Origin of the sequence: Asanoa ishikariensis (genome assembly GCF_900107455.1) — a bacterium.
Lineage (GTDB): Bacteria > Actinomycetota > Actinomycetes > Mycobacteriales > Micromonosporaceae > Asanoa > Asanoa ishikariensis.
Genome location: NZ_FNQB01000004.1, coordinates 537777 through 559250 on the forward strand (window position 1 = coordinate 537777; position 21474 = coordinate 559250).

Sequence of the window (21474 nt, forward strand, 5' to 3'; positions counted from 1 at the left end):
GGATCGCGGTGTTTGCGTTGATCCGGTCGGTCATCGCGGCCGTGTCGATCGGCGCGTCGGGGCGCATCCGGAAGTCCTGGATCCAGCGCATCCGGGTGGCCTTGCCCTCGGCCTCGTACAGCCATTCGATGTTCATGAACTCGAACGGACCCGGCTCGACCCGGCGGGCGACGACCCGGCGCGTGGCCTTGTCGGGGGTGCGCTCGGAGACCCAGCTCCACACCTTGCCGTTCTCGTCCGGGTGCATGGCGAGCCGGAACCGCACCGTGTCGCCGGAGCGTTCGATGATCTCCGCCGACGCGTACTCGGTGAACAGCTCGGGCCATTTCTCGACGTCGTTGGTGGCGTCCCAGACGACGTCGAACGGCGCGTTGATCAGAATCTCGTTGTCGACGTGTCCAATGGTCGGTGCGCTCATGCCGCCACCTCCCTGCGGTCGGCGGAGCATGAACGCCGGCGGCTGAGTTGACTGCGCTCGCTTCGCTCGCTCATGCCGCCGGCTCCTCGTCACGCGAAAGCCGCTCGTTGATGGCGGCGGTCATCTCGCCGACGGTGAACGCCATCGGGCGGTCGTCGGGCAGCTCGAACCCGTAGAGCTCCTGCAGTTCGGACTGGAGCTGGAGGAACGCCAGCGAGTCCAGCCCCAGGTCGCCGAAGGTCTTGCCCGGGTCCTGCGTGCGCATGTCCGAGGGCAGCCCAACCTTGCTGACCAGCAGCTGCATCAGGTCGTCGATGGTGAACCTCATGATTCCTCCCGTGTCTGCGGATCGGTGAGCCGGCCGACGAGCGACGTGTCGTGGGTTCCGGCGACGAACAGCTCGTGCTTCAGTGCGGTCAGCAGGAAGTCGCGGTTGGTCCGCACCCCCGGGCCTTCGACGGAGAGCTCCGCGAGCGCCCGCCGCATCCGGGCGATCGCCTGGGGCCGGTCCGGGGCCCAGACGCAGATCTTGGCGAGCAGCGGGTCGTACGCGGCGGAGATGCGCCCGCCGGCCTCCGCGGCCGTGTCGACGCGGACGAACGGGCCGCCCGGCAGCGTCAGCTCGGTCAGCCGCCCTGGCGTCGGCATGAAGTCGCGATCCGGGTCCTCGGCGTTGATGCGGCACTCGATGGCCCACCCGCGCGCCGTGAGCTCCTCCTGCGACACGTCGAGCGGCTCGCCCGCCGCGATCCGTAGCTGCTCGCGGACCAGGTCGACGCCGTGGGTCAGCTCCGTCACCGGGTGTTCGACCTGGATCCGGCAGTTGACCTCCATGAAGTAGAACCGGTGCTGGTCGTCGACGAGGAACTCGACGGTGCCGGCACCGACGTACCCGGCGGCGAGCAGGCCCCGCACGGCGGCGTGGCCCATCTGCTCGACCAGCCCGCGCGGCAGGCCCGGGGCGGGGGCCTCCTCGATGATCTTCTGGCGGCGGCGCTGCACGGAGCAGTCACGCTGGCCGAGGTGCAGCCCGTTGCCGTGGCTGTCGCAGAGCACCTGCACCTCGATGTGCCGGGCGGCCGGCAGGTAACGCTCGACGTAGACGCGGTCGTCGCCGAACAGCGACTGGGCGGTGCTGCGGATCTCCCGGTACTGCCTCGGCAGGTCGTCGGGCTCGGTGACGACCTGCATGCCCCGCCCACCACCGCCCGCGACCGCCTTGACGATGACGGGATAGCCGATGTCGGCGGCCACCTTCGCGACGGCCTCGGCGTCGCTGACCGGTTCGATCGTTCCCGGCAGCAGCGGCAGGCCGGCGTCGGCCATCGCGGCACGGGCCGTGGACTTGTCGCCGAGCCGGTCGATCACGGCCGGGGGAGGGCCGACGAAGATGAGCCCTTCGGCCTCGCACGCCTCGGCGAAGTCGGCCTGCTCGGAGAGGAAGCCGTAGCCGGGGTGGACCGCCTCGGCGCCGGTCTGCCGGGCCGCCTCCATGATCGCGGGCAGGTAGAGGTAGCTGTGCCGGGCGGGACCGGGGCCGATGCACACGGCCTGGTCCGCGAAGCGTACGACGGGGCTGTCCCGGTCCTCGGTGGAGTAGACGGCGGCCACCCGCAGGCCAAGCTCGCGGCACGTGCGGGCGACGCGCAGGGCGATCTCGCCGCGGTTGGCGATGAGCACGGTGTCGAACACGGCGACCTCCTAACCGGCCTGGGGATCGATGGTCAGGAGCCGTTCGCCGAACTCGACCGCCGCGCCGTCCGCGACGTGCAGCGCCACGATCCGGCCCTCGGCGTCGGACTCGACCGGGATCATCAGCTTCATCGCCTCGACGATGCCGACCTGCTGGCCCCGGCGAACCTGGTCCCCTTCGGCCACGAAGGGCGTGGCACCGGGCTCCGGCGCCCGGTAGAAGGTGCCGACGATCGGCGCGCACACCCCGACGCCGGGCGGCAGAGCGGGCTCGTCGGCCGGGACTTCTACCGGCACGACGGCGGTGGTGGTGGCCGGTGCGGGGGCGGCGGGTCCGGCCGCCGCCTCCTGGACGGTCCACTCCATCTCGACGACCACGTCGCCGGCCCGGATCCGCAGCGCGCGGGGCCGGTGGCCCAGGTCGGCGAGGAGCGACTGGGCGCTGCGGCGGACCTCGTCCAACGCCTCCGCGAGCGGGGCCGGACTGTCGGTCGGCGCTGGTTCGATCAAGGACGTCACTGTGCTCCTCCAGGGTGCGAGAGTGCGGCGGCGCTCTGCGGGGCGTAACCGGGACCGGCGCCGAACCGGCGGAACCGCGCGCGCCGCTCGGCGACCAGGCGCCCGGGGTCGCGCGAGGCGAGGTCACTGAGCTCGGCCCGGATCGCGGCCCGGACCAGCGCCGCGGCGGCGGCCTGGTCGGCCTCGGCGCCGCCCGCAGGTTCCGGCACCACGCCGTCGACGACGCCGAGGGAGAGCAGGGAGCGGGCGTCGACCCGCAGCGCGCGGGCGGCGGTGGGCGCGGCGGAGGAGTCCTTCCAGAGGATGGCGGCGCAACCCTCCGGGCTGATCACCGTGTAGATCGCGTTCTCCATGATCAGGACCCGGTCGGCGACCGCGATGGCGAGCGCGCCGCCGCTGCAGCCCTCGCCGGTGACCACCGTGACCAGCGGGACCGGCAGGGCGCCCATCAGGCGCAACGTCTCCGCGATCACGGTGGCCTGCCCCTGCAGCTCGGCGTCCACCCCCGGGTACGCGCCGGGCGTGTCCACGAGCGTCACCACCGGCAGCCCCCACTTGGCGGCCAGCCGCATCAGCCGGGCGGCCTTGCGGTAGCCGGCCGGGTTGGGCATCCCGAAGTTGTGCGCGGCCAGGTCGGCGGGAGTGTGCCCCTTCTCGTGGCCGATCACGACGACGGAGTCGCGGCCGATCCGGCCCACCCCGCCGATGATCGCCGGGCAGTCGCCGCCGACCCGGTCGCCGTGCAGCTCCTCGAAGTCGTCGAGGATCAGGCGGAAGTAGTCCGATGTGGTCGGTCGGCCGATGTGCCGGGCGCGACGCACCGCGTCCCAGGCGTCCTGTTCGGCGACCTGGTCGGGCTCGCGGATCACCACCTGCTCGACCGGGCAGACGTTGGCGGCGGTGTCTCGCCGGCCACCGACCGACAGGATCCGGCCCAGCCGCTCGCGCAGCGCCGACCGCGGCGACACCAGGTCGACGAAGCCGCGCTCCAGCAGGAACTCGGCCGTCTGGAACCCCGGCGGCAGCTCCTGCTTGATGGTCTGCGCGATCACCCGGGGGCCGGCGAAGCCGAACCGCGCGCCGGGCTCGGCGATGACGATGTCGCCGAGCATCGCGTACGACGCCGCCACGCCACCGTAGGTCGGGTCGGTGATCACGCAGACGGTGATCAGGCCGGCCTCGTCGAGCTGCTGCATGGCCTGCGCGGTCTTGGCCATCTGCATCAGCCCGACCACGCCCTCCTGCATCCGCACACCGCCGGACGCGGTCACCGTGATCAGGGGCAGGCGCTCGGCGAGCGCGGTCTCGGCGGCCCGCGTGATGAGCTCGCCGACCGCGCCGCTGAGGCTGCCGCCCATGAACCGGAAGTCCATCGCGGCGACGATCGCCGGTGTGTCGCCGATGGACAGCCGGGCGCAGAGCACCGCCTCCGGCATGCCGGTGGCCGCGCGGGCCTGCGCCAGGCGGTCGGCGTACGGCACGCCGTCGGTGAAGCCCAGCGGGTCCGCGGACGCGACCTCACAGTCCAGCGGGCGCAGCGAGTCCCGGTCGGCGAGCAGGTCGAGCCACTCCTGCGCGGTCAGCGGGAAACAGCCGCCGCACTGTGGGCAGACGCCGTGGTTGCGGGCCAACCGCTTGGCGTAGACGACGGCCCGGCAGTGCCGGCACAGCGCCCAGTCCGGTCGCGCGCTCATCCGGTCACCCCCGTGTCGACCAGGAACAAGGTGCCCTCGTCATCGAGATAGCCGACGTCGCCGGTGTGCAGCCAGCCGTCCGCGTCGGCGATGGCGGTGGCCACCTGCGGTCCGCGAACACGGACGAGGCCGGGCTTTCCCGGCGGGGCGGGGCGCCGCCCGTCGAGGTCGAGGACGCAACAGTCGGTGCTATCCACCGGGTGCCCCACCGAGCCCGCCGTCTGGCGGTCGAGCCGGTCGCAGTGGGTCAGCGGGCCGCCGGCCGGGCCGTACCACTGCACCAGCGGTGCGCCGACGCGCAGGGCGAGCCGGCTGGCGGCGGACGGGGCGAGCGTGGCACCACTGGACAGCACGGCCCGCACCGTCGGCGTGCGCGGGTGCGTCGACCGGGGGTCGGCGGCCAGCCGGGCCAGCGGTGCGGGCAGTCCGCAGTAGTGGGTCGCCGCCTCCCGCGCGGCCAACGTGACGCCGCCCGCCGGGTCCGGGTCCGCGCAGAGCACCTGGGTCGCGGCCGCGTGTACCGCCGCGTTCAGGTACACCTGCTCGTACGTGGGGAGCTGGTTGACCACAGTCGAGCCGGGGCCGAAACCGTAGGCCTGGGCCGCCTGGGCGGCGCCGACCGTGAGGTTGCGGTGGGTCAGCGGGACGATCGCGCCGTCGGCGGCGCGCCGCAGGCAGGCGACCGTGTCGGGGTCCGCGGGCGGCAGCGGGCGGGCGCGCGCCGCGTGCTTGCGGACGAGGGCGGCCACGGTCTGGGCGCGGTGGTGGCCCGGCTGGTCCAGGTAGGCCACGTCCAGTTCGTCGCGCTCCACCCGGATCCGGCGAAGCTGGTCGGCCATGCCGGCGGTGGCCACGAGAAGCGCGATGCCGGCCCGCCCGACCAGGTCGTCGAGCGCGTCCTCGGTCAGGGCGGGATCCACGACCGCGCACACGTGTCCGGCGCGCACGGCGCCGAAGTAGGCGATCGGGAAGGCGGGGTGCAGGGCGGCCGTGACGCCCACGACGGTGGTGGGCCGCAGGCCGCGCAGGGCCGCGGCGAACCCGTCCACGGCAGCGTCGAGCTCGCGGTAGGTCAGCGCCCGGGTGCCGTACCGGATGGCGGCCTGCTCGGGTGCGATCGTCGCCGCCCGCCGCAACAGCCCATCCAGCGACTGAGTGGACTCAGTTTCGGACACGGAGGGCTCCTTCGGGCCGGCTGTCTTACGGCCCTCCGACGGTCGCAGTTGTCCACTTGAGCCCGCCTGGAATGTCGCTGGAGGCGAAAAAGCCTCTGTCGCAATCGTACGATCAGACCGAAAAGGTTACTCATGTCGTCTAAGAGCTTTAAGGTTCTTCACAGCGACGGTCATACGGGGGCGCGATGAAGTACCACGTTCTTGGTCCGCTGCTGGTGAGGGCCACACCTGCCGGCCCGCCGGATCAGCTCACCGCACCGAAGCCACGCAAGGTGCTGGCCCTGCTCCTGCTGCACGCGAACCTGGTCGTGCCGGTCGAGACACTGATCGTCGAGCTGTGGGGCGACGAGCCGCCGGCCAGCGCGCAGACCACGCTCCAGACCTACATCCTCAAGACCCGCCGGATGCTGGTGACCGCCCTGTCCGTCGGCCCCGACCAGCTCGCCAGCGAGATCCTGGTGACCACGTCCGGTGGCTACCGGCTCAACGTCGGCCCCGGCGAGCTGGACCTGCACGAGTACGAGCGGCTGGCCGCCGCCGGCCGGGCCGCGCTCGGCCAGGGCGACGACGTCGAGGGAGCGCGGCTGCTCGCCGAGGCGCTCGGCCTCTGGAAGGGCGGAGCGCTGGTCGACGTGCGGCTCGGCCCGGTCCTCCAGGCGGAGGTGCAGCGCCTGGAAGAGCGCCGGCTGAGCCTCTGGCGCCAGCGGATCGAGGCGGACCTGCGGCTCGACCGACACCAGGCGGTGCTCGGCGACCTGGGTTGGCTGGCCTCCCGGCACCCGCTCAACGAGGACCTCCAGGCGCAGTACATGGTCGCGCTCTACCGGGCGGGCCGGCGCACCGACGCGCTGGAGGCCTTCCACCGCCTGCGCGGCACGCTCCAGGACGACCTGGGCCTCGAACCGTCACAGCGGGTCCAGCGCCTCCAGCACGCCATCCTGACCGCCGACCCGGCCCTGGACCACCACGCCTACGCGGCGATCTAGCCCACTGGTTCCGCGAGGCGGCGGCGGAGCAGGACGTCGAGCGGGATCGACTCGCCGTCGCGGCCGCCGCGCCCGATGACCAGTGGGGCCGGCTGGGGCTCGAGGGTCACTCCGGTCAGTCGCGCCCGGGTGGAGTTCGGCACGTTGAGCAGGTAGAACCGGCCCCCGGTGTCGACGCCCAGGCTCCGATGCCGGTCGAGGTACCAGCCGTGCAGCCCCGTGCGGTAGCGGGCGCTGCCGCGATGGGCGGCCGCGGTCAAAGCCACCGGCGCGATCCCGCGCCCGGCCGCGTCGCGGACGAACTCCCCGATCAGCTCGGCGGCCCGCTCCGCCTCGCGCGCCCGCCGGTCCGCCTGCGCGCGGGCATGGGCGTCGAGCGCGCGCTGGCGCTGTGCGGCCCAGTCAAGATCCGCCTCCGTAGTCACGAGAGCGGAATCTACCGCCGATGGGGGGCGGCGGCATATCGGTCGACCCGGTCCGGGGCGCTGACCATAATCAGTCGATGGGTATGCCGGTGCTGTGGCTCTACGGGCCTCCTGGCGTCGGGAAGACCACGGTGGGCTGGGAGCTGTTCAACGAGCTCCCCGAGCCGGTCGGCTTCGTCGACATCGACCAGCTCGGGATGTGCTACGCGGCGGCCACGTCGCACGAGTGGGCGCCCGAGCCCGCGTCGGACCCGGGGCGGCACCTGATGAAGGCGCGCAACCTCGACGCGGTGGTGGCGAACTTCGTCGCGGCCGGGGCGCGGTGCGTCGTCGTGCCGGGCGTGGTCGACGCCGCGCGTGGTGCGCTGCCGCTGTCGAACGGCACGGTGGTCCCGTGCCGGCTGCGTGCCGAACCGGCCGAGCTGCGGCGGCGACTGGCCGCACGCCGGAGACCGATGGACCGGGTCGACGAGACACTGGCGTACGCCGCGGAACTTGATCGCCTGCCCGGACCCTGCGTCGACACCACCGGTCTCGATGTCGCCGAGGTCGTGCGCCTGGTGTGCGCGCACCTGCCGGCTCCGGAACCGGCCGCCGCTTCCTGGCCGCCACCCGTGGGCGGCCCGGGGGAGCTCCTGCTGCTGTGCGGGCCGACCGCGGTCGGCACCTCGACCGTCGGGTGGCGGATCTATCAGGAGCTGATGCGGGCCGGGGTGCGGACGGCGTTCGCGGACCTGCGGCAGATCGGGTTCGTCCGGCCGTCGTCCGATGGCAACCATGGCCTCAAGGCGGCCAACCTCGCCGCGATGTGGCAGACCTACCGCGAGCGGGGCGCCCGCCGGATGGTCGTGGCCGGCCACGTCGAGGAGGTCGCGCCCTACCGGGCCGCGCTGCCCGAAGCGACCGTCACGGTGTGCCGGCTGCGCGCCTCACCGGACGAGCTCGCGTCGCGGATCATGGCGCGCGGCCGGGGCGAGGGAGCGACCTGGGGTCTGGCCGGTGACGAGCTGACCGGCAAACCCGCGGCGCTCCTGCGCGACGTGCCGGCCCGAGCGGCCGCCGAGGCCGCGGCCCTGGACCGGTCGGGCATCGGCGACCTGTGCGTCGACACCGACCACCGCACGGTCGCGGACGTCGCCGAGGAGATCCGCGCGGGCTGGTGACCCTGGGTTTCGCGGTCGTCGATGACTACGATGCGCCCGTGTCGCTGCCGTTGGTGCTCGTCGCCGGGACGCTCGGTGCGTGCTGGGGCGCGGTGCTGCCCGGGTTGATCGCCCGGTTCGCGGTGGTCTGGCCAGAAGAACAGCCGCAGGCGCCGGCCTGGCGGCGGAGCTGTCCGCACTGCGGTGCCGACCGGCCGCGCTGGTGGCGGGCGGCGGGTCGGTGCCCGGCCTGCGGCCGCGCGCCGGTGCCGGGCCGCTGGCTGTTGGTGCCCGTGACGGCCCTGGTCTGCGCGGTGCCGGCCGCTGCCGTCGGGCCGACCGCCGTGCTGCCGGCCGTCCTGCTGCTCGGGGCGCTCGCGGTGCCGCTGGCCGCCGTCGACCTGTTGGTGCTGCGGCTGCCCGACCCGCTGGTCGGCCTGTTGTTCGGCGGCGGACTGGCCCTGCTCGGCCTGGCGGCGGTGCTCGACGGCGCCGGTCACGGCCTGTTGCGGGCGTTGGCCGCCGCCGCTGCCTGCGGGGCCGGCTACGGCCTGGTCGCCCTGGTCCTTCGTGGGCAGATCGGCTTCGGCGACGTCAAGCTGGGCGCCGCGCTCGGCCTCTACCTGGGGTGGTTCGGCTGGCCGGCGGTGGTCGCCGGGGTTGTGTTCGCGCCCGTGGTCAACCTGCCGCTGGTGATCGGTCTGCTGGTCAGCGGCCGGACCGATCGTCGCTCGGCGGCGCCGTTCGGCCCGGCGATGCTGGCGGCGGCGCTGTCAGTTGTCACGTTGGTCGCCCTCCGGTAGCCGACCGGTCACACTTCCCCTCGTTCGATCGTGTCGTGGCCGTGTAGCCACCCTCAGCGATCATCCAGTCCGGATATCGACCGGCGACTGAATGACAGTGATCTCTTCCCGAATGAGACTCATGTGCGTTCCCCACCCGTGTCCCCGACACTTCTTGGAGTCCTGTCTCATGATCGAGAAGATCAAGCGGTTCGCCGAGCGCCGCAATCGTGATCGTGGCGCGAGCGCGACCGAGTACGCGTTGATCCTGGGTTTTATCGTCACGGCGCTGATCGTGGTGCTCGCCGTCTTCGGCCCGTCCATCGCGCGGACGTTCGACAAGGCGTGCAAGGGCGTCGCACCCACCGACACGTGCCGCGTCGCGACCCCGTAGGCCCAGGTCAGGCCTCGGCCGGCCGCCCACGGGCGGGCACCGTCGGTTCCCTGACCGACCGCGGTGCGGCGGCCGTCGAGGCGGCCCTCGTCTTCCCGATTCTGTTGTTGCTGATATTCGGGATCGTCGACTTCGGACGGATGCTCAACGCCCAGATGAATGCCACGGAAGCCGCTCAACAGGGCGCCCGGATCGCCTCGTTCGGCGACCGGCCCCACGCCCGTATTCGCGAGATCGCCGGCGCCGATGCCCGCGTCGCGGCCGTCGTCTGCCCGATCTCCGGCGGCGGCGGCGGTGGAAGGACGGCGGAGGTGACCGTCACCTACCCGTTCACGTTCGTGACGCCGATGGGCGCGATCGCGAGCGTGCTCGGCGCCGACGGACCGGACGGCACCATCGAGCTGACCGGCCGCGGAGTCATGCCGTGCTCGTGAGACGCCCACGCGACCGGGGTGCCGTCGGCGCCATCGTCGCCGTGCTCTTCGGCACCGGTGTCGCGTTGGGCATGTGCGCGCTGGTCATCGACATCGGACTGATCTACGTCGAGCGCAAGCAGCTACAGACCGGCGCCGACGCGGCCGCCGTCGAGGTGGCCCGGGTCTGCGCGACCAGCGCCGTCGCCTGCGGCGCACCGGGCACCGTCGCCACCGCGGCCGCGTACGCCCGGGAGAACGTGGCCGACGGCGAGGCGACCGCGTCGGTGTGCGGCCGCGGTGGCGGGCTGAGCGCGTGCCCGACACCGAGCGCCTGCGCCCGCCCCGCGCCCGAGACCGGCGTCTACGCCGAGGTGCGCACCAGCATCCTGCGGCCGGACGGCTCGACGCTGCTGCCGCCGGTGTTCGCGCAGGCGGTGGTCGACGACTACGACGGTGCGGCGGTCACCGCCTGCGCCCGCGTCACCTGGGGACCGCCGCGGGCGGCGCGGACCCTCGCGCTGACCGTCTCCGCCTGTGACTGGGCCGCGATGACCGGCCGTGGGCGCGCCTTTCCGACCGGGGAGCGGACCGTCCGTCTCTATCCGGAGACGGACCCGGCGGCCTGTGGCCGGGGCGGCGCCGGCAGTGCGGGCGCGGGCGGCTTCCGCTGGGTGGCCGGCGCCGACGCGACGTGCCGCACGCCCGTGTCGACCACCACGGCGTTCCGGGTCACCGAGCTGCCCGCCGGCTGCCGGGACGTCCTGGAGGCGTTGACGCCCGGGCAGGCCGTGGCCGTGCCGATCTTCACCGCCGTCACCGACGCCGGTGACGGCGGGTTCGCGTACACCGTCCTGGGCGTCGCGGCCTTCGTGGTCACCGGCTGGCGGCTGCCCGGCTCGCGCTCGCCGCGGACGCCGGCCGGCTGCGGCGCGGGCGACTGCGTGTCCGGGTATTTCACGCGGGCGCAGGTGCCCGGCGGGGGAACGGTCGGCGGACCGAACCTCGGCGCACAGATCACCGCACTCATCGGTTGACCGAGGGGAAAGACCACTGATGAACCGACGCATCATCGCGGTGCTCGCCGCCGTCGTCCTGGCCGCGGCCGGGGCCGGCGCCGTGCTGCTGTACGTCCGGTCGGCGGACTCCCGTGCCGTCGCCGGCAAACAGGCGCGCACCGTGCTGATCGCCGAGAAACAGATCCCGGCCGGCACCAACGGCCGTGCGCTGCGGGCCGGTGGCTATCTGAGACAGACCCGGATGCCGATCGAGACGTTGCCCGAGGACACCCTGACCGCGGTCGAGCCGGACCTGGACGCGCTGGTCACCACGGCCACCGTCCAGCGTGGACAGCTCGTGCTGCGGACCATGTTCGGCACAGCGGTCGACCGCTCCGGAATGGCCATCCCCGACGGCAAGCTCGCGATCTCCGCCAAGGTCAAGTCGGCCGTGTTCGGCCCCGGCTCCGTACAGGCCGGCACCCGGGTCGCGATCTTCTACACGTACACGCCCCTGGAGGCAGACAAGATCGACGACGTGTCCGGCAGCGGGCTCGAGCGCGGCCGCACCACCAACAGCGTCACCCGCGTGCTGATGACCGACATCGAGGTGATCTCCGTCGGCGTCGCGGCGGAGGACGCCGTCGGTGACGCGCCGCTGCCGGCCACCGCCAGCACCGGCGACGTCGCGATGACCTTCGCACTCGACCAGCGGCAGGCCGAGATCCTGGCGCACGCCACGGCCCTGGGCGGACTGCTCAACGTCGGCCTGCTCGGCGACTCCTCCGACGTCAGCCCCGACCGCGGGGTCGACAACGGGACCCTCTTCGGGAAGGCGGGATGAGATGACCATCCTCTTCGAACCGAACCGGCAGTGGTCGGCGCACCTGGCGGCGTTGCTCGGCGCGAGCGTGCACACCGTCGGCGAGGTCGCCGACCTGCGACGCCTGCTGGTCGACGGGGCCACGGAGCCGCTGGTCGTCGTCGGCCCGGGCGCGCCCGCCTCGGTCGCGCTGGAGGTCGCCGCGCAGCAGCGGCTGGTGCGCCCGGCCCTCGGGGTGGTCCTGCTCCGGGAACGCCTGGACCTGGAGACGATGTCGCAGGCGCTGCGGGCCGGCGTGCGGGAGGCCGTCGACGCCCACGACTCCACCGCCGTGCGGACCGCGTGCACCCGGTCGCTCGAGGTGTCCCGGCAGTTGACCGGCGCTCCGGCGGCCACGCCGCAGGGGGAGGCGAAGATCGTCACCGTCTTCTCCGCCAAGGGCGGCTGCGGCAAGTCCACCCTGGCCACCAACCTCGCCGTGAGCCTGGCCGAGGGCGGGCGGCGGCGGGTCTGCCTGGTCGACCTCGACCTCGCGTTCGGCGACGTCGGGATCATGCTCCAGCTCTCGCCCGACCGGGGCATCGCCGACGCCGTCGCCTCGCGGGAGCGGATCGACGCGGGATTGATCCGTGCCCTGCTGACGTCGTACGCGCCGGGGGTGGACGTGCTGCTCGCACCGGTCGGGCCGACCGAGGCCGAGCGGATCGACCGGGATCTCGTGGTCGCGGTGCTGGCGGCGGTCCGCACGATGGCCGACTACGTGGTCATCGACACGCCGGCGCACTTCACCGAGGGTGTCCTGGCCGCGCTCGACGTCACCGACGTCCACGTCCTCGTCGCGACGCCCGACGTGCCGGCGCTGAAGAACCTGCGGATCGCGATGGACATGCTCGACCTGCTCGGGCTCGCCAAGGACAACCGGCTGATCGTGCTCAACCGCAGCGATGCCAAGGTGGGGCTCTCCGGCGCCGACATCGAACGCGTGCTCCAGGCCCGCACGACCGCACAGATCCCGTCCAGCCGGGACGTGCCGATCTCGATCAACCGCGGCACGCCGATCGTGGTCGAGAAACCCGGCCATCCGGTCAGCAAGGCGATCCGTGACCTGGCAGCCGGCCAGATCGCCCAGCGTGCGGGCGCCCGTGGCCGCCGGTGGCACCGGGCCGGCCGATGAGCCTGACGGATCGACTCTCCCAGCGGCACTACGCCGGTGGCGACAGCGGCGCGTGGCCGACCCGGGCGGGCGTGGGCTCGGCGGCTGCTCTGCGCGTGCGGGTGCACCGTGAGCTGCTGGCCATCCTCGGACCGCAGCTCTACGACCAGCGCACCGGCGACCAGGCGTTGGAGCAGAAGGTCCGGGAGACCATCAACGACGTGCTGGCCCGGGACGACTCGCCCTTGGCGGTCGCCGACCCGGCCCGGGTCGCCGCCGAGCTGATCGACGAGATCCTCGGCCACGGCCCCGTCGAACCGCTGCTGCGCGACCCGGACATCACCGAGATCATGGTGAACGGTCCGAACCGGATCTTCGTCGAGCGGTTCGGGCAGATCCATCAGGTCGACGCCACGTTCGTCGACGAGGACCACCTCCGCCGGGTCATCGACCGGATCGTCTGGCGGGTGGGCCGGCGGGTCGACGAGGCGAGCCCGATGGTCGACGCCCGCCTGCCCGACGGCAGCCGGGTCAACGTCGTGCTGCCGCCGATCGCCCTGGACGGCTCGATGCTGACCATCCGCAAGTTCGCCCGCGAGGCGTTCACGGTGGACGACCTGATCGGCTTCGGCACTGTCACCCAGGAGGTGGCCCAGCTTCTGTACGCCTGCGTGCGCGGCCGCCTGGACATCGTGATCAGCGGCGGCACGGGGTCCGGCAAGACGACGACCCTCAACGTGCTGTCCGGCTTCATCCCACCCAACGAGCGGATCGTCACCATCGAGGACGCCGCCGAGCTCCAGCTCCGCCAGGACCACGTGCTGCGCCTGGAGGCCCGCCCGCCCAACATCGAGGGCCGGGGCGAGATCACCATCCGGGACCTCGTGCGCAACTCGCTGCGGATGCGGCCGGACCGGATCGTGATCGGCGAGGTTCGCGACGGCGCCGCGCTCGACCTGCTCCAGGCGATGAACACCGGCCACAACGGTTCGCTGACCACGGTGCACGCCAACGCGCCGCGGGACTCGATCGCCCGGCTCGAGACGATGGCCATGATGGCGGGCCTGGACCTGCCGGTGCGGGCGATCCGCGAGCAGCTCGCCTCCGCCGTCGACCTGATCCTGCACCAGGACCGTCTGCGGGACGGCTCGCGCCGGGTCACCCACGTCTCCGAGGTGATCGGCATGGAGGGCGAGGTCGTCACGTTGCAGGACCTGTTCGTCTTCGACCACCGGGCCGGCCTCGACGAGCACGGCCGGCATCGCGGGACGCTGCGCTGGACCGGCCTGCGGCCCAAGTTCCTGGACACCCTCGCGGACAGCGGAATCCCGCTGCCGGCGGGGCTTTTCGAGAGCCCACCGTGGTGACCCGGCGGGTGCTGGCCGCGGTCGCCGCCGGGCTCGCGGTGAGCCTGCTGACCGGCCCTGCGGCATACGCGGACGGTGCCCTGGCCGTCTCGGTAGCCGACGTGCGCCCGGGACAGGTGCGGCTCGTGGCAGCGCTACCGGGCGGGCGGTCCCCGGCCGTCACGGTCTCCCGCGACGGCTACGCGCTGCCCGCCACCGTCCGGGCCGGCGTCGCGGCCGGTGCCGCGCCGGCCCGGACCCTGACCGTCGTGGTCGACGCCGGTCCGGAAACTCTGGGCGCCGCCCGATCCGCGGTGGCCGCGCTCGCCGGCAGCGTTCCGGACGACGTCGCGCTTGGGCTCGTCGCCGCGACCGACCCGGCCGTCGTGACGGTGTCGCCGACCCGGGACCGGGCCGCCTTCCGGGCCGGCCTCGACCGCCTGCGGGCCGAGGCCGGCCCCGGTCCGCTGACCGCGCTGCGCACCGCGGCGGCACTGGCACCCAAGGCCGGCGAGCGACGGCTGCTACTGGTCGACGCCGAGGCCGCGACCGGTGCGTCCGATCCCGGCGCCGCGAACGCCCTCACCCGGGCCGGCCAGCGCCTCGACGTGGTCACCCTCGGCGCGGCCGGCGCCGGCCTGCGCGAGCTCGCCGCCGCCACCGGTGGCGATGCCCGGTCCGCGACCGCCGGCACACTGGCCGCCACGCTCCGGTCGGCCGCCACGCTGCCGGCGCTGTTCACCATCACCGTGGCGGTGCCCGCCGAGCTCGCCGGTGCCGCGGCGTCGCTGCGGGTCAGCACCGGCACCGGCGCCGCCCGGCGCACCGCCGACGTCAAGGTCCGGTTCGGCCCGGCCCCCGCCCCCACGGACGTCGAAGCCGCAGCCGACGGCGGCCCTCGTCTGCTGATGCCCCGGCTGGGCACCGGCGTGCTCGGCGTCCTGGTCTTCGCCGTGCTGCTGGTGGCGCTGCTGCTCGTGGTCTTCGGCGCGGGCGGCACCCGCCGGCAGCGCCGCCTCGACCAGGTCCAACGCTTCCGCCTGGCCGGCCAGGGCGGCGGCGTGCCGGTCATGTCCGCCGCCGGCTTCGCCGGCACCGTGTCGAACCTGTCCGGCCGGGTGGGCCGGACGACCGGCCAGGCGCAGAAGCCCGACGACGCCCGTCCGGTGCTGGGGCAGGGTTGGAAGCTCCGGCTGGCCGCCGTGGCCGTCGGCGTCGCCGTGCTCGGACCCCTGGCCGGTGCGCTGGGCATCGTGCTGGGCGGCCTGCTCGGCGCGCTGTTGACGGCGCTCTATCCCCGGATCCGCGAGCGCCGTCGCCGGCAGTCGTTCGCCGACCAGTTGCCCGACGCCCTCGCGCTGATCGTGAGCTCGCTGCGCTCGGGATTCTCGCTGACCCAGTCGCTGGACGCGGTCGTGCGCGACGCCCCACCCGGGCCGCTGGCGGTCGAGCTCGGCCGCGCGATGGCCGAGGTGCGGCTGGGCGCCGACCTGGCGGACTCGCTGGACCGGGCCGCCGAGCGGGCCGGCAACCAGGACCTGGCCTGGGCGGTCATCGCGATCCGGATCCAGCACGAGACCGGCGGCAACCTCGCGGAGACGCTGGAGACCACGGTGGACACGATCCGGGAGCGGGCCCGGCTGCGCCGGCACGTGCGGGCGTTGTCGGCCGAGGGGCGGCTCTCCGCGTACCTCCTGCTGGGTCTGCCCGTCGCGATCGGCGCCTGGATGTTCCTGGTCAGCCGGGACTACCTGAGCGTGCTCTGGACCACGACAGCGGGCCTGGTCATGCTCGTGGCGGCGGGTCTGCTGATGGTGCTGGGCGCGTTCTGGATGTCCCGCTGGCTGAAGGTCGAGGTCTGAGGATGCTGCTGGTCATCGGGTTGGTCGCGGTCACCGTGGGGCTGGCCGTCGCCGGGATGGCGCTGGCCGGCGGGCGCCCGCAGGAGGCCGTCACCCGCACCGTCGAAACGGCCGACCGGGGCTACCGGGTGCCCGGCGTGCAGGTGGCGCGCCCGGCCCGAGGTGCCGGGGCCTTGCCACCCATGGCGTACGCGGTCGGTCATGCGCTGGGCCGCGGTGGCGTGTCAGCCTGGCTGTCCCGCCGGCTCGACCAGGCCGGCAACCCGAGCTGGCTCAACGTGCCCAAGGTGATCGCCTACCAGGGTCTGCTGGTGGTCGTGGGTGCCGCCGCCGGGCTGGCGCTCGCCGTGCTCGCCGCGCCGCCGCTGGGTTGGCCGGTCTGGACGGTGCTGGGCGCCGCGGCCGGCTACGCCGCGCCGGCCCTGCTCGTGCTGCATCTCGCGCAGGAACGACAGGACTCCGTCCGGCGTACGCTGCCCGACGTCCTGGACACCCTGGTCGTGACCGTCGAGGCCGGGCTCGGTTTCGAGGCCGCGCTGGCCCAGGTGGTGCGCAACGGGCGTGGGCCGATGGTCGGCGAGTTCGCCCGGGTCCTGCACGAGATGCAGATCGGCCGGGGGAGGGTCGACGCGCTGCGGGAGATGGCGGCCCGCACCACCGTGACCGAGCTGAGGGCGTTCGCGTCGGCAGTCGTGCAGGCGACGACGCTGGGCATCCCGATGGGTCAGGTGCTGCGCCAGCAGTCCGCCGAGATGCGGATGCGTCGCCGGCAGCGGGCGGAGGAGGCGGCCCAGAAGGTCCCGGTGAAGATCCTGTTCCCGATGGTGTTCTGCATCTTCCCGGCATTGTTCGTGGTCGTGATCGGGCCGGCCGCGATCAAGATCCTGCGGGCGTTCGGTGGCTGAAGTGTCGGTCCCGTCAGCCAGCCTGGGGCAGGTCGCCGCCCCCGGCGGTCTTGGCGCGCACCCGGGCGACGTACGTACGCACGGTCGACTCGCCCACGCCCAGCTCATCGGCCACGCCGGCGGGAGTCAGGCCGGCGCGGAGCAGGTCGTACACCTCGCGCTCGCGGCGGCTCAGCCCGGTCGTGAGGTGGTGGCGGAGCGCCGCGTTCAGAGTGTGCGCGGAATAGCTGCCGCCACCGGACAGGCAGGCGCGGATGGCCGCCGCGACCTCGACGGCGCCGGCTTCGCGCGACACGTATGCGGCGACGCCGGCCGCGAGCGCGCGTTCGAACAGCCGCTGCGTGGCCGCGCCGACGACCAGCACCGGCAGGAGGGGCCGGGTGGCGTGCAGGCGTTGGGCCAGCGCGATCCCGTCGCCGTCCGGCAGGCGGAGATCAACGGTGACAAGGTCCGGTGCGAGGGACTCGACCACCCGCTGCGCCTCGATCGCCGAGGTCGTGCGGCCGGTCAGCTCGGTGTTGGCGACAGCGGCCACCGCGCGGCTGATCATCATGTGTGTTGCCGCGTTGGCGTGGATGGCGAAGACAGTCGTCGCCACTGCACCACTCCGATCCGCTCGGTTCCTTCCTTTGCCCCGTGTGAAGTCCTGCCGACGGTACTTGACACGCCTATGGATCCACCTAGGACCGGCTTAGCCAGCGGTTAGGTCTTGCTTAAATCGGAGGGAGGATTCGACACAGTGCAGGACGAGACGCTCGGCGCGCGCTACCGGCTGACCCGCCGGCTGGGTGCGGGCGGCATGGGCGTCGTCTGGCAGGCGTACGACCGGGTCCTCGATCGCGACGTGGCGGTCAAGCTCCTCGCGCCCCAGTTCGCCCGGGATGCCGAGTTTCGCCGCCGGATCCTGGCGGAGGCCCGCGCGGCCGGCCGGCTCAGCCACCCGCACATCGCGAGCGTCTACGACTACGGCGAGACGACCGGCCCCGGCGACCCGCTCCCGTACGTCGTCATGGAACTGCTCCACGGCCGCTCGCTGGAGCAGCGGCTCAAGCGCGGCCCGATCGGGGTGGAACCGGCCCTGCGGATCTGCGCCGAGGTGGCCTCCGCGCTCGCCGCCGCGCACGCCCGCGGCGTGGTCCACCGCGACGTCAAACCTGGCAACGTGATGCTGCCGGCGGGCGGCGCCAAGGTCGTCGACTTCGGACTCGCCGCGGTGGCCGGCGCGCGCGACGCGGCCCCGGGCGAGCTCGTCCTCGGCACGCCGGCCTACCTCGCACCGGAACGGCTAGACGGGCGGCCGGTGGTGGCCGCCACCGACGTGTACGCGCTGGCCCTGCTGCTCTACCGCCTGCTCGCCGGCCGGTTGCCCTGGACCGCCGAGACCAGCACGCAGATGCTCGAGGCCCACATCTACCTGGAGCCGGAACCGTTGCCGAAGCTGCCCGGCGTGCCGCCGGTCGTCCGGGACCTGCTGAGCCGCTGCCTGGACAAGGAGCCGGACGCTCGCCCCGTCAGCCGGGAGGTGACCGTGACGCTGGCCCGCGCGGCCGGGGTCCACGTCCCGCTGGACGGGGCCGACGACGACGAACAGGACGAGGACGAGGAGGTGGCCTCGTCCGCTCCGAGCGCGGGCACCACCGCCGACCGCCGGCACCTGCGCGCCGTCCCTGGCAGGCGGCCCCGCGCCGGGCCGTTCGCGGAGCGGCTCGGCGCCGAGCTCGACGTCGCGCTGGACCACGTCGACCTGCGCCGCCAGGCCAGCGCGATGCTCCGCGAGACAGTCGGGTTCGACCTGGCGATCTGGGCGGTGCTCGACCCCATGACGCTGATGTGGGCGGCCTGTGTGGTCGACGGCGGGCCGCACGACGAGTCGCTAGAACGCGAGCTGTTCGTCAACGAGTACGGCCAGGACGACGTGCTCCGGCTGGTCGACCTGGCCGGCGACCAGCGCATCGGGACGCTGGATCTCGCCACCCACGGCGACCCGGCGCTGAGCCCGAGGTTCCGGGGCATCCTGCGGCCGCGCGGCTTCACCGACGAGCTCCGGGCGTCCTTCCACGACGCCGACGGCACCTGGGGAGCACTGTTCGCTTACCGGGCCGGAGGCCTGTTCAGCAGCACGGACGTGGCTCAGGTGGCGCCCGCCGGCCGGCTGCTCGGTGCGGCCCTGCACAACGCGCTGGCCCGTGGGCACGAGGACCCGCCGCCTGCGCCTACGCCCGCGCCCGCTCCGGGCTTGCCGGCCCCGCGTGTCTCGCGGTTCCGGCTGCCCCGACAGCGGCGACCCCGCCGCACCGACCTCGCCCCGGTCAGCGCGCCGGCGCCCGGCCCGCCCGTGGCCGACTCCGACTCGGGCCGCCTCGTCCTGTCACCGGACGGCCGGCTGCTCGACGTGACGGCCTCGGCCCGCGGCGTGCTCGACGCGGTGGAGCTCGACCGGGTCGGCACGGCGGTCGCCAAGGGCCGGCGCACCGGGCTGGTCGACACGTCCGGCCACCTGCGGTACGACGGCCGCTGGCTCGCGTTCCACGCCGTCGACCTGGAGAGCGCGATCGCCGTGAGCGTCGGCCGCATCCGCCCGCACGAGATCAGCGCGTTCGTCGTACAGGCCCGCGGTCTCCAGCCCTGGCACGGCGCGATCCTCGGCGCGGTCGCCCGGGGTCGCAACACAAGGCAGATCGCCCGCGAGCTGAACCTGTCCGTGTACGCGGTCGAGGACGGCCTGACGGCACTGCTGACCGCGTTCCGGGCCAACGGCCGGGCGGAGCTGCTGACCAGCCTGTTCTTCGACCACTACGTTCCGTTCCACGCCTCCGACGTCGTCCTGCGCGGCTAGGCGGACGGCCGCCGAGCGGTTCGAGGTGCCGGTCCGCTGCCGCGACGGGCACGTGTTCACCACCGTCTGGGTGCCGGGCATCTCGTTCAAGGCCATCCGCCTCGGTCCCGTGCGTTTCCAGTGGTGCCCGGTGGGCGAGCACCGCACGTTCGTCACCCTTGTGCCGTGGTCGCGCCTGCGCCCGGAGGAACGCTGGATGGCGGCCCACAATCACGACTCCCGCATGCCCTGATTCCGCCCCGACGCGCCGGGATCGGTGCGAGCCTGGGGATCATGGCACCACTTGTGTACGAGACCTACGTCGCTCCTGGGAAACCCGTGGTTTCTGATGATCTGCCCGCCGGTGAGACGGCGGAGATGTGGTCTCCGACCAGCGCGACCCTGATCCACGGCGAGCGGGACGCGGTGCTCGTCGACGCGCTGCTGACCGACCGCGAGGGGTACGACCTGGCCGACTGGGTCGAGGAGTCGGGCAAGGACCTGACCACCATCTACGTCACACACGGCCACGGCGACCACTTCTTCGGTGCCGCCGCGGTGCTGGAGCGGTTCCCGGACGCCCGGCTGGTGGCCACCTCGCAGGTGGTCGACGTGATGGAGGAGCAGGTTGAGCCGGACCTGCTCGACGGGTTCTGGCGGACCCGGTTCCCGGACCAGATCGGCGACCCGGTGGTGGCCGAGCCGCTCGACGGCGACACCATCGAACTCGAGGGCGAGGAGTTGCACGCCGTCGCGCTCGGGCACAGCGACACCGACCACACCACCGCGCTGCACGCGCCGTCGATCGGGCTGGTCGTGGCCGGCGACAGCGTCTACAACGGCGTGCATCTCTACCTGGCCGAGGCGGGCCGGGACGGCCTGGACGGCTGGTTCGACGCCCTGGACAAGGTGGCCGGTCTGCGGCCGCGCGCGGTGGTGGCCGGGCACAAGCGCGCCGACGCCGACGACCGCCCGACCGACGTCGACGCGACCCGCGACTACCTGCGCGACTGGGACGAGGCGGTGCGCCGCAGCGCCAATGCACAGGCGCTCTACGACACGATGATCGAACGCTACCCGGACCGGATCAATCGGGCCGTGGTCTGGCACTCGGCCGAAGCCGCCAAGCCTTAACCGCCCAGTCGCGCGGACAGGGCGTGGGTCTCGGCCAGCAGGATCCGGGCCAGTTCGTCGACGCGGGTGCGGATCCGTTCGACCGGGCCGCAGACGCTGATCACCGCGACCGGCCGGCCCTCGTGGTCGAACACCGGCGCCGCGACCGATGCCGCGCCGGCCTGGCGCTCGCCGAACGACGCCGCGTAGCCGCGTTCGCGGATGACCCGGAGCTCGTCGCGCAGGAAGGTGGGGTCGACCACCGTGTGGTCGGTCAGCGCGGGCAGCGGGCCCGACCCTAGATAGGCGTCGCGCTGCTCGTCAGGCAGGAAGGCCAGGAACGCCTTGGACGAGCTGCCGGCGTGCAGCGGGAACGGCTCGCCGACCCGGACCTCCATCTTGACGTCTCGGGCCGGCGTCACCTGGTCGAGGTAGACGCGGCTGTCCCGGACCCTGATGGACAGCGTCGAGGTCTCGTCGGTGGCGGCGCTGAGCCGGCGCATCGGTTCGCGGGCCAGGTCGCGCACGTCGACCCGGTCGAGGAACGCGCGGCCGAGGGCCAGCGACGCCGGGCCGAGCCCGTAGCGGCGGCTGGTCTCGTCGGCGACCACGAGCTGGCGGCTGCACAGCGTGGTCAGGATGCGGTGCACGACCGCCTTCGACAGGCCGAGCCGCCGGCCGATCTCGGTGACGCCGAGGCTCGGCTCGGGTGCGCGGGCGAACAGCAGGAGCACGTCGAGGGCGCGTTCGAGGCCGTTGACGGTGCGCGGGTCCGTCGCGTCGGCGGTGGTGGTCGTCACACCGTGGAAACTAGCGCAC

22 protein-coding genes and 1 pseudogene are annotated in these 21474 nt (G+C 73.5%); 14 read left to right on the plus strand and 9 right to left on the minus strand.

The genetic code is table 11. The annotated features are described in order from the left end of the window. Window positions 1–73 precede the first annotated feature (73 nt). The 6 genes and pseudogenes from BLV39_RS43790 to BLV39_RS35115 form a co-directional block, all read right to left on the minus strand. Window positions 74–448: pseudogene (locus BLV39_RS43790) on the minus strand (SRPBCC family protein); the annotation flags it as partial. Window positions 449–488: 40 nt separating this feature from the next. Continuing rightward, on the minus strand, window positions 489–746 hold the full coding sequence (locus tag BLV39_RS35095) for an acyl carrier protein (RefSeq protein WP_090801860.1): 258 nt from the start codon (window positions 744–746) through the stop codon (window positions 489–491). After that, the gene (locus BLV39_RS35100) at window positions 743–2110 is read right to left on the minus strand and encodes an acetyl-CoA carboxylase biotin carboxylase subunit (RefSeq protein ID WP_090801862.1); all 1368 of its coding nucleotides are present in this window, start codon (window positions 2108–2110) and stop codon (window positions 743–745) included. Before BLV39_RS35100 ends, BLV39_RS35095 begins: the two co-directional genes overlap by 4 nt. A gap of 9 nt (window positions 2111–2119) precedes the next feature. Beyond that, window positions 2120–2620, minus strand: a complete 501-nt coding sequence (locus tag BLV39_RS35105) for an acetyl-CoA carboxylase biotin carboxyl carrier protein (protein WP_143050021.1) — start codon at window positions 2618–2620, stop codon at window positions 2120–2122. A gap of 5 nt (window positions 2621–2625) precedes the next feature. After that, window positions 2626–4323 (minus strand): acetyl-CoA carboxylase carboxyltransferase subunit alpha/beta, encoded by a 1698-nt coding sequence (accA, locus tag BLV39_RS35110; protein ID WP_090801867.1) that lies wholly within the window; start codon window positions 4321–4323, stop codon window positions 2626–2628. Then, window positions 4320–5498, minus strand: a complete 1179-nt coding sequence (locus tag BLV39_RS35115) for a class I adenylate-forming enzyme family protein (RefSeq protein WP_176985237.1) — start codon at window positions 5496–5498, stop codon at window positions 4320–4322. The genes accA and BLV39_RS35115 overlap by 4 nt, the downstream gene beginning before the upstream one ends. A 185-nt stretch (window positions 5499–5683) precedes the next feature. On the opposite strand from BLV39_RS35115, the gene BLV39_RS35120 reads away from it, so the two are divergent. Next, the gene (locus BLV39_RS35120) at window positions 5684–6484 is read left to right on the plus strand and encodes an AfsR/SARP family transcriptional regulator (protein ID WP_090801873.1); all 801 of its coding nucleotides are present in this window, start codon (window positions 5684–5686) and stop codon (window positions 6482–6484) included. Here the strand turns inward: BLV39_RS35120 and BLV39_RS35125 are convergent. Next, entirely contained in the window at window positions 6481–6909 is a 429-nt protein-coding gene (locus tag BLV39_RS35125; protein ID WP_090801875.1) for a hypothetical protein, read from the minus strand. The two genes, BLV39_RS35120 and BLV39_RS35125, sit on opposite strands and share 4 nt — an antisense overlap. 77 nt (window positions 6910–6986) lie before the next feature. On the opposite strand from BLV39_RS35125, the gene BLV39_RS35130 reads away from it, so the two are divergent. The 10 genes from BLV39_RS35130 (at window position 6987) to BLV39_RS35175 (ending at window position 16727) form a co-directional block, all read left to right on the plus strand. Beyond that, a complete protein-coding gene (locus tag BLV39_RS35130; RefSeq protein ID WP_090801878.1) occupies window positions 6987–8072 on the plus strand; it encodes a nucleoside/nucleotide kinase family protein in 1086 nt (361 codons plus the stop codon). Beyond that, window positions 8069–8854 carry a prepilin peptidase gene (locus BLV39_RS35135; RefSeq protein WP_373315243.1) on the plus strand — a complete coding sequence of 262 codons (786 nt, stop codon included), beginning with the start codon at window positions 8069–8071 and terminating at the stop codon, window positions 8852–8854. Before BLV39_RS35130 ends, BLV39_RS35135 begins: the two co-directional genes overlap by 4 nt. Before the next feature lie 169 nt (window positions 8855–9023). Beyond that, window positions 9024–9227 carry a Flp family type IVb pilin gene (locus tag BLV39_RS35140; RefSeq protein ID WP_089251905.1) on the plus strand — a complete coding sequence of 68 codons (204 nt, stop codon included), beginning with the start codon at window positions 9024–9026 and terminating at the stop codon, window positions 9225–9227. Further along, the gene (locus BLV39_RS35145) at window positions 9206–9661 is read left to right on the plus strand and encodes a TadE/TadG family type IV pilus assembly protein (RefSeq protein WP_204082691.1); all 456 of its coding nucleotides are present in this window, start codon (window positions 9206–9208) and stop codon (window positions 9659–9661) included. The genes BLV39_RS35140 and BLV39_RS35145 overlap by 22 nt, the downstream gene beginning before the upstream one ends. Next, window positions 9652–10677, plus strand: a complete 1026-nt coding sequence (locus tag BLV39_RS35150) for a pilus assembly protein TadG-related protein (RefSeq protein ID WP_090801881.1) — start codon at window positions 9652–9654, stop codon at window positions 10675–10677. Before BLV39_RS35145 ends, BLV39_RS35150 begins: the two co-directional genes overlap by 10 nt. Before the next feature lie 19 nt (window positions 10678–10696). Continuing rightward, complete coding sequence (locus tag BLV39_RS35155; RefSeq protein ID WP_090801884.1) at window positions 10697–11482, plus strand: RcpC/CpaB family pilus assembly protein; 786 nt, start codon at window positions 10697–10699, stop codon at window positions 11480–11482. A gap of 1 nt (window position 11483) precedes the next feature. Next, window positions 11484–12635: a CpaE/TadZ family protein gene (locus BLV39_RS35160; RefSeq protein WP_090801887.1), complete on the plus strand. Its 1152-nt coding sequence runs from the start codon at window positions 11484–11486 to the stop codon at window positions 12633–12635. Then, window positions 12632–13981, plus strand: coding sequence for a TadA family conjugal transfer-associated ATPase (locus tag BLV39_RS35165; protein ID WP_090802860.1), 1350 nt, complete (start codon window positions 12632–12634; stop codon window positions 13979–13981). The genes BLV39_RS35160 and BLV39_RS35165 overlap by 4 nt, the downstream gene beginning before the upstream one ends. Beyond that, window positions 13975–15822, plus strand: coding sequence for a type II secretion system F family protein (locus BLV39_RS35170; protein WP_090801890.1), 1848 nt, complete (start codon window positions 13975–13977; stop codon window positions 15820–15822). The genes BLV39_RS35165 and BLV39_RS35170 overlap by 7 nt, the downstream gene beginning before the upstream one ends. A 2-nt stretch (window positions 15823–15824) precedes the next feature. Beyond that, complete coding sequence (locus BLV39_RS35175; RefSeq protein ID WP_090801893.1) at window positions 15825–16727, plus strand: type II secretion system F family protein; 903 nt, start codon at window positions 15825–15827, stop codon at window positions 16725–16727. 13 nt (window positions 16728–16740) lie between these two features. On the opposite strand, the gene BLV39_RS35180 is transcribed toward BLV39_RS35175, so the two are convergent. Next, complete coding sequence (locus BLV39_RS35180; RefSeq protein WP_090801896.1) at window positions 16741–17325, minus strand: response regulator transcription factor; 585 nt, start codon at window positions 17323–17325, stop codon at window positions 16741–16743. Between the two features lie 141 nt (window positions 17326–17466). Between BLV39_RS35180 and BLV39_RS44515 the strand changes: the two genes are divergently transcribed. From BLV39_RS44515 to BLV39_RS35195, 3 genes are read left to right on the plus strand one after another with little or no spacing between them, the layout of a single operon-like run. Beyond that, window positions 17467–19563, plus strand: coding sequence for a serine/threonine-protein kinase (locus BLV39_RS44515; protein WP_239083518.1), 2097 nt, complete (start codon window positions 17467–17469; stop codon window positions 19561–19563). Between the two features lie 25 nt (window positions 19564–19588). Then, the gene (locus tag BLV39_RS35190) at window positions 19589–19795 is read left to right on the plus strand and encodes a hypothetical protein (RefSeq protein ID WP_090801899.1); all 207 of its coding nucleotides are present in this window, start codon (window positions 19589–19591) and stop codon (window positions 19793–19795) included. Window positions 19796–19836: 41 nt separating this feature from the next. Beyond that, a complete protein-coding gene (locus BLV39_RS35195; protein ID WP_090801902.1) occupies window positions 19837–20676 on the plus strand; it encodes an MBL fold metallo-hydrolase in 840 nt (279 codons plus the stop codon). On the opposite strand, the gene BLV39_RS35200 is transcribed toward BLV39_RS35195, so the two are convergent. Next, window positions 20673–21455 (minus strand): IclR family transcriptional regulator, encoded by a 783-nt coding sequence (locus BLV39_RS35200; protein ID WP_204082690.1) that lies wholly within the window; start codon window positions 21453–21455, stop codon window positions 20673–20675. The two genes, BLV39_RS35195 and BLV39_RS35200, sit on opposite strands and share 4 nt — an antisense overlap. Between the last annotated feature and the right edge of the window lie 19 nt (window positions 21456–21474).

Excerpts from the sequence above, each read along its gene's own strand:
- BLV39_RS35155 (WP_090801884.1), top strand. The coding sequence starts at position 10,697 with ATGAACCGACGCATCATCGCGGTGCTCGCCGCCGTCGTCCTGGCCGCG.
- BLV39_RS35140 (WP_089251905.1), top strand. The coding sequence starts at position 9,024 with ATGATCGAGAAGATCAAGCGGTTCGCCGAGCGCCGCAATCGTGATCGT.
- BLV39_RS35175 (WP_090801893.1), top strand. The coding sequence starts at position 15,825 with ATGCTGCTGGTCATCGGGTTGGTCGCGGTCACCGTGGGGCTGGCCGTC.
- BLV39_RS35095 (WP_090801860.1), bottom strand. The coding sequence starts at position 746 with ATGAGGTTCACCATCGACGACCTGATGCAGCTGCTGGTCAGCAAGGTT.
- accA (WP_090801867.1), bottom strand. The coding sequence starts at position 4,323 with ATGAGCGCGCGACCGGACTGGGCGCTGTGCCGGCACTGCCGGGCCGTC.
- BLV39_RS35130 (WP_090801878.1), top strand. The coding sequence starts at position 6,987 with ATGGGTATGCCGGTGCTGTGGCTCTACGGGCCTCCTGGCGTCGGGAAG.
- BLV39_RS35160 (WP_090801887.1), top strand. The coding sequence starts at position 11,484 with ATGACCATCCTCTTCGAACCGAACCGGCAGTGGTCGGCGCACCTGGCG.
- BLV39_RS35195 (WP_090801902.1), top strand. The coding sequence starts at position 19,837 with ATGGCACCACTTGTGTACGAGACCTACGTCGCTCCTGGGAAACCCGTG.
- BLV39_RS35165 (WP_090802860.1), top strand. The coding sequence starts at position 12,632 with ATGAGCCTGACGGATCGACTCTCCCAGCGGCACTACGCCGGTGGCGAC.
- BLV39_RS35120 (WP_090801873.1), top strand. The coding sequence starts at position 5,684 with ATGAAGTACCACGTTCTTGGTCCGCTGCTGGTGAGGGCCACACCTGCC.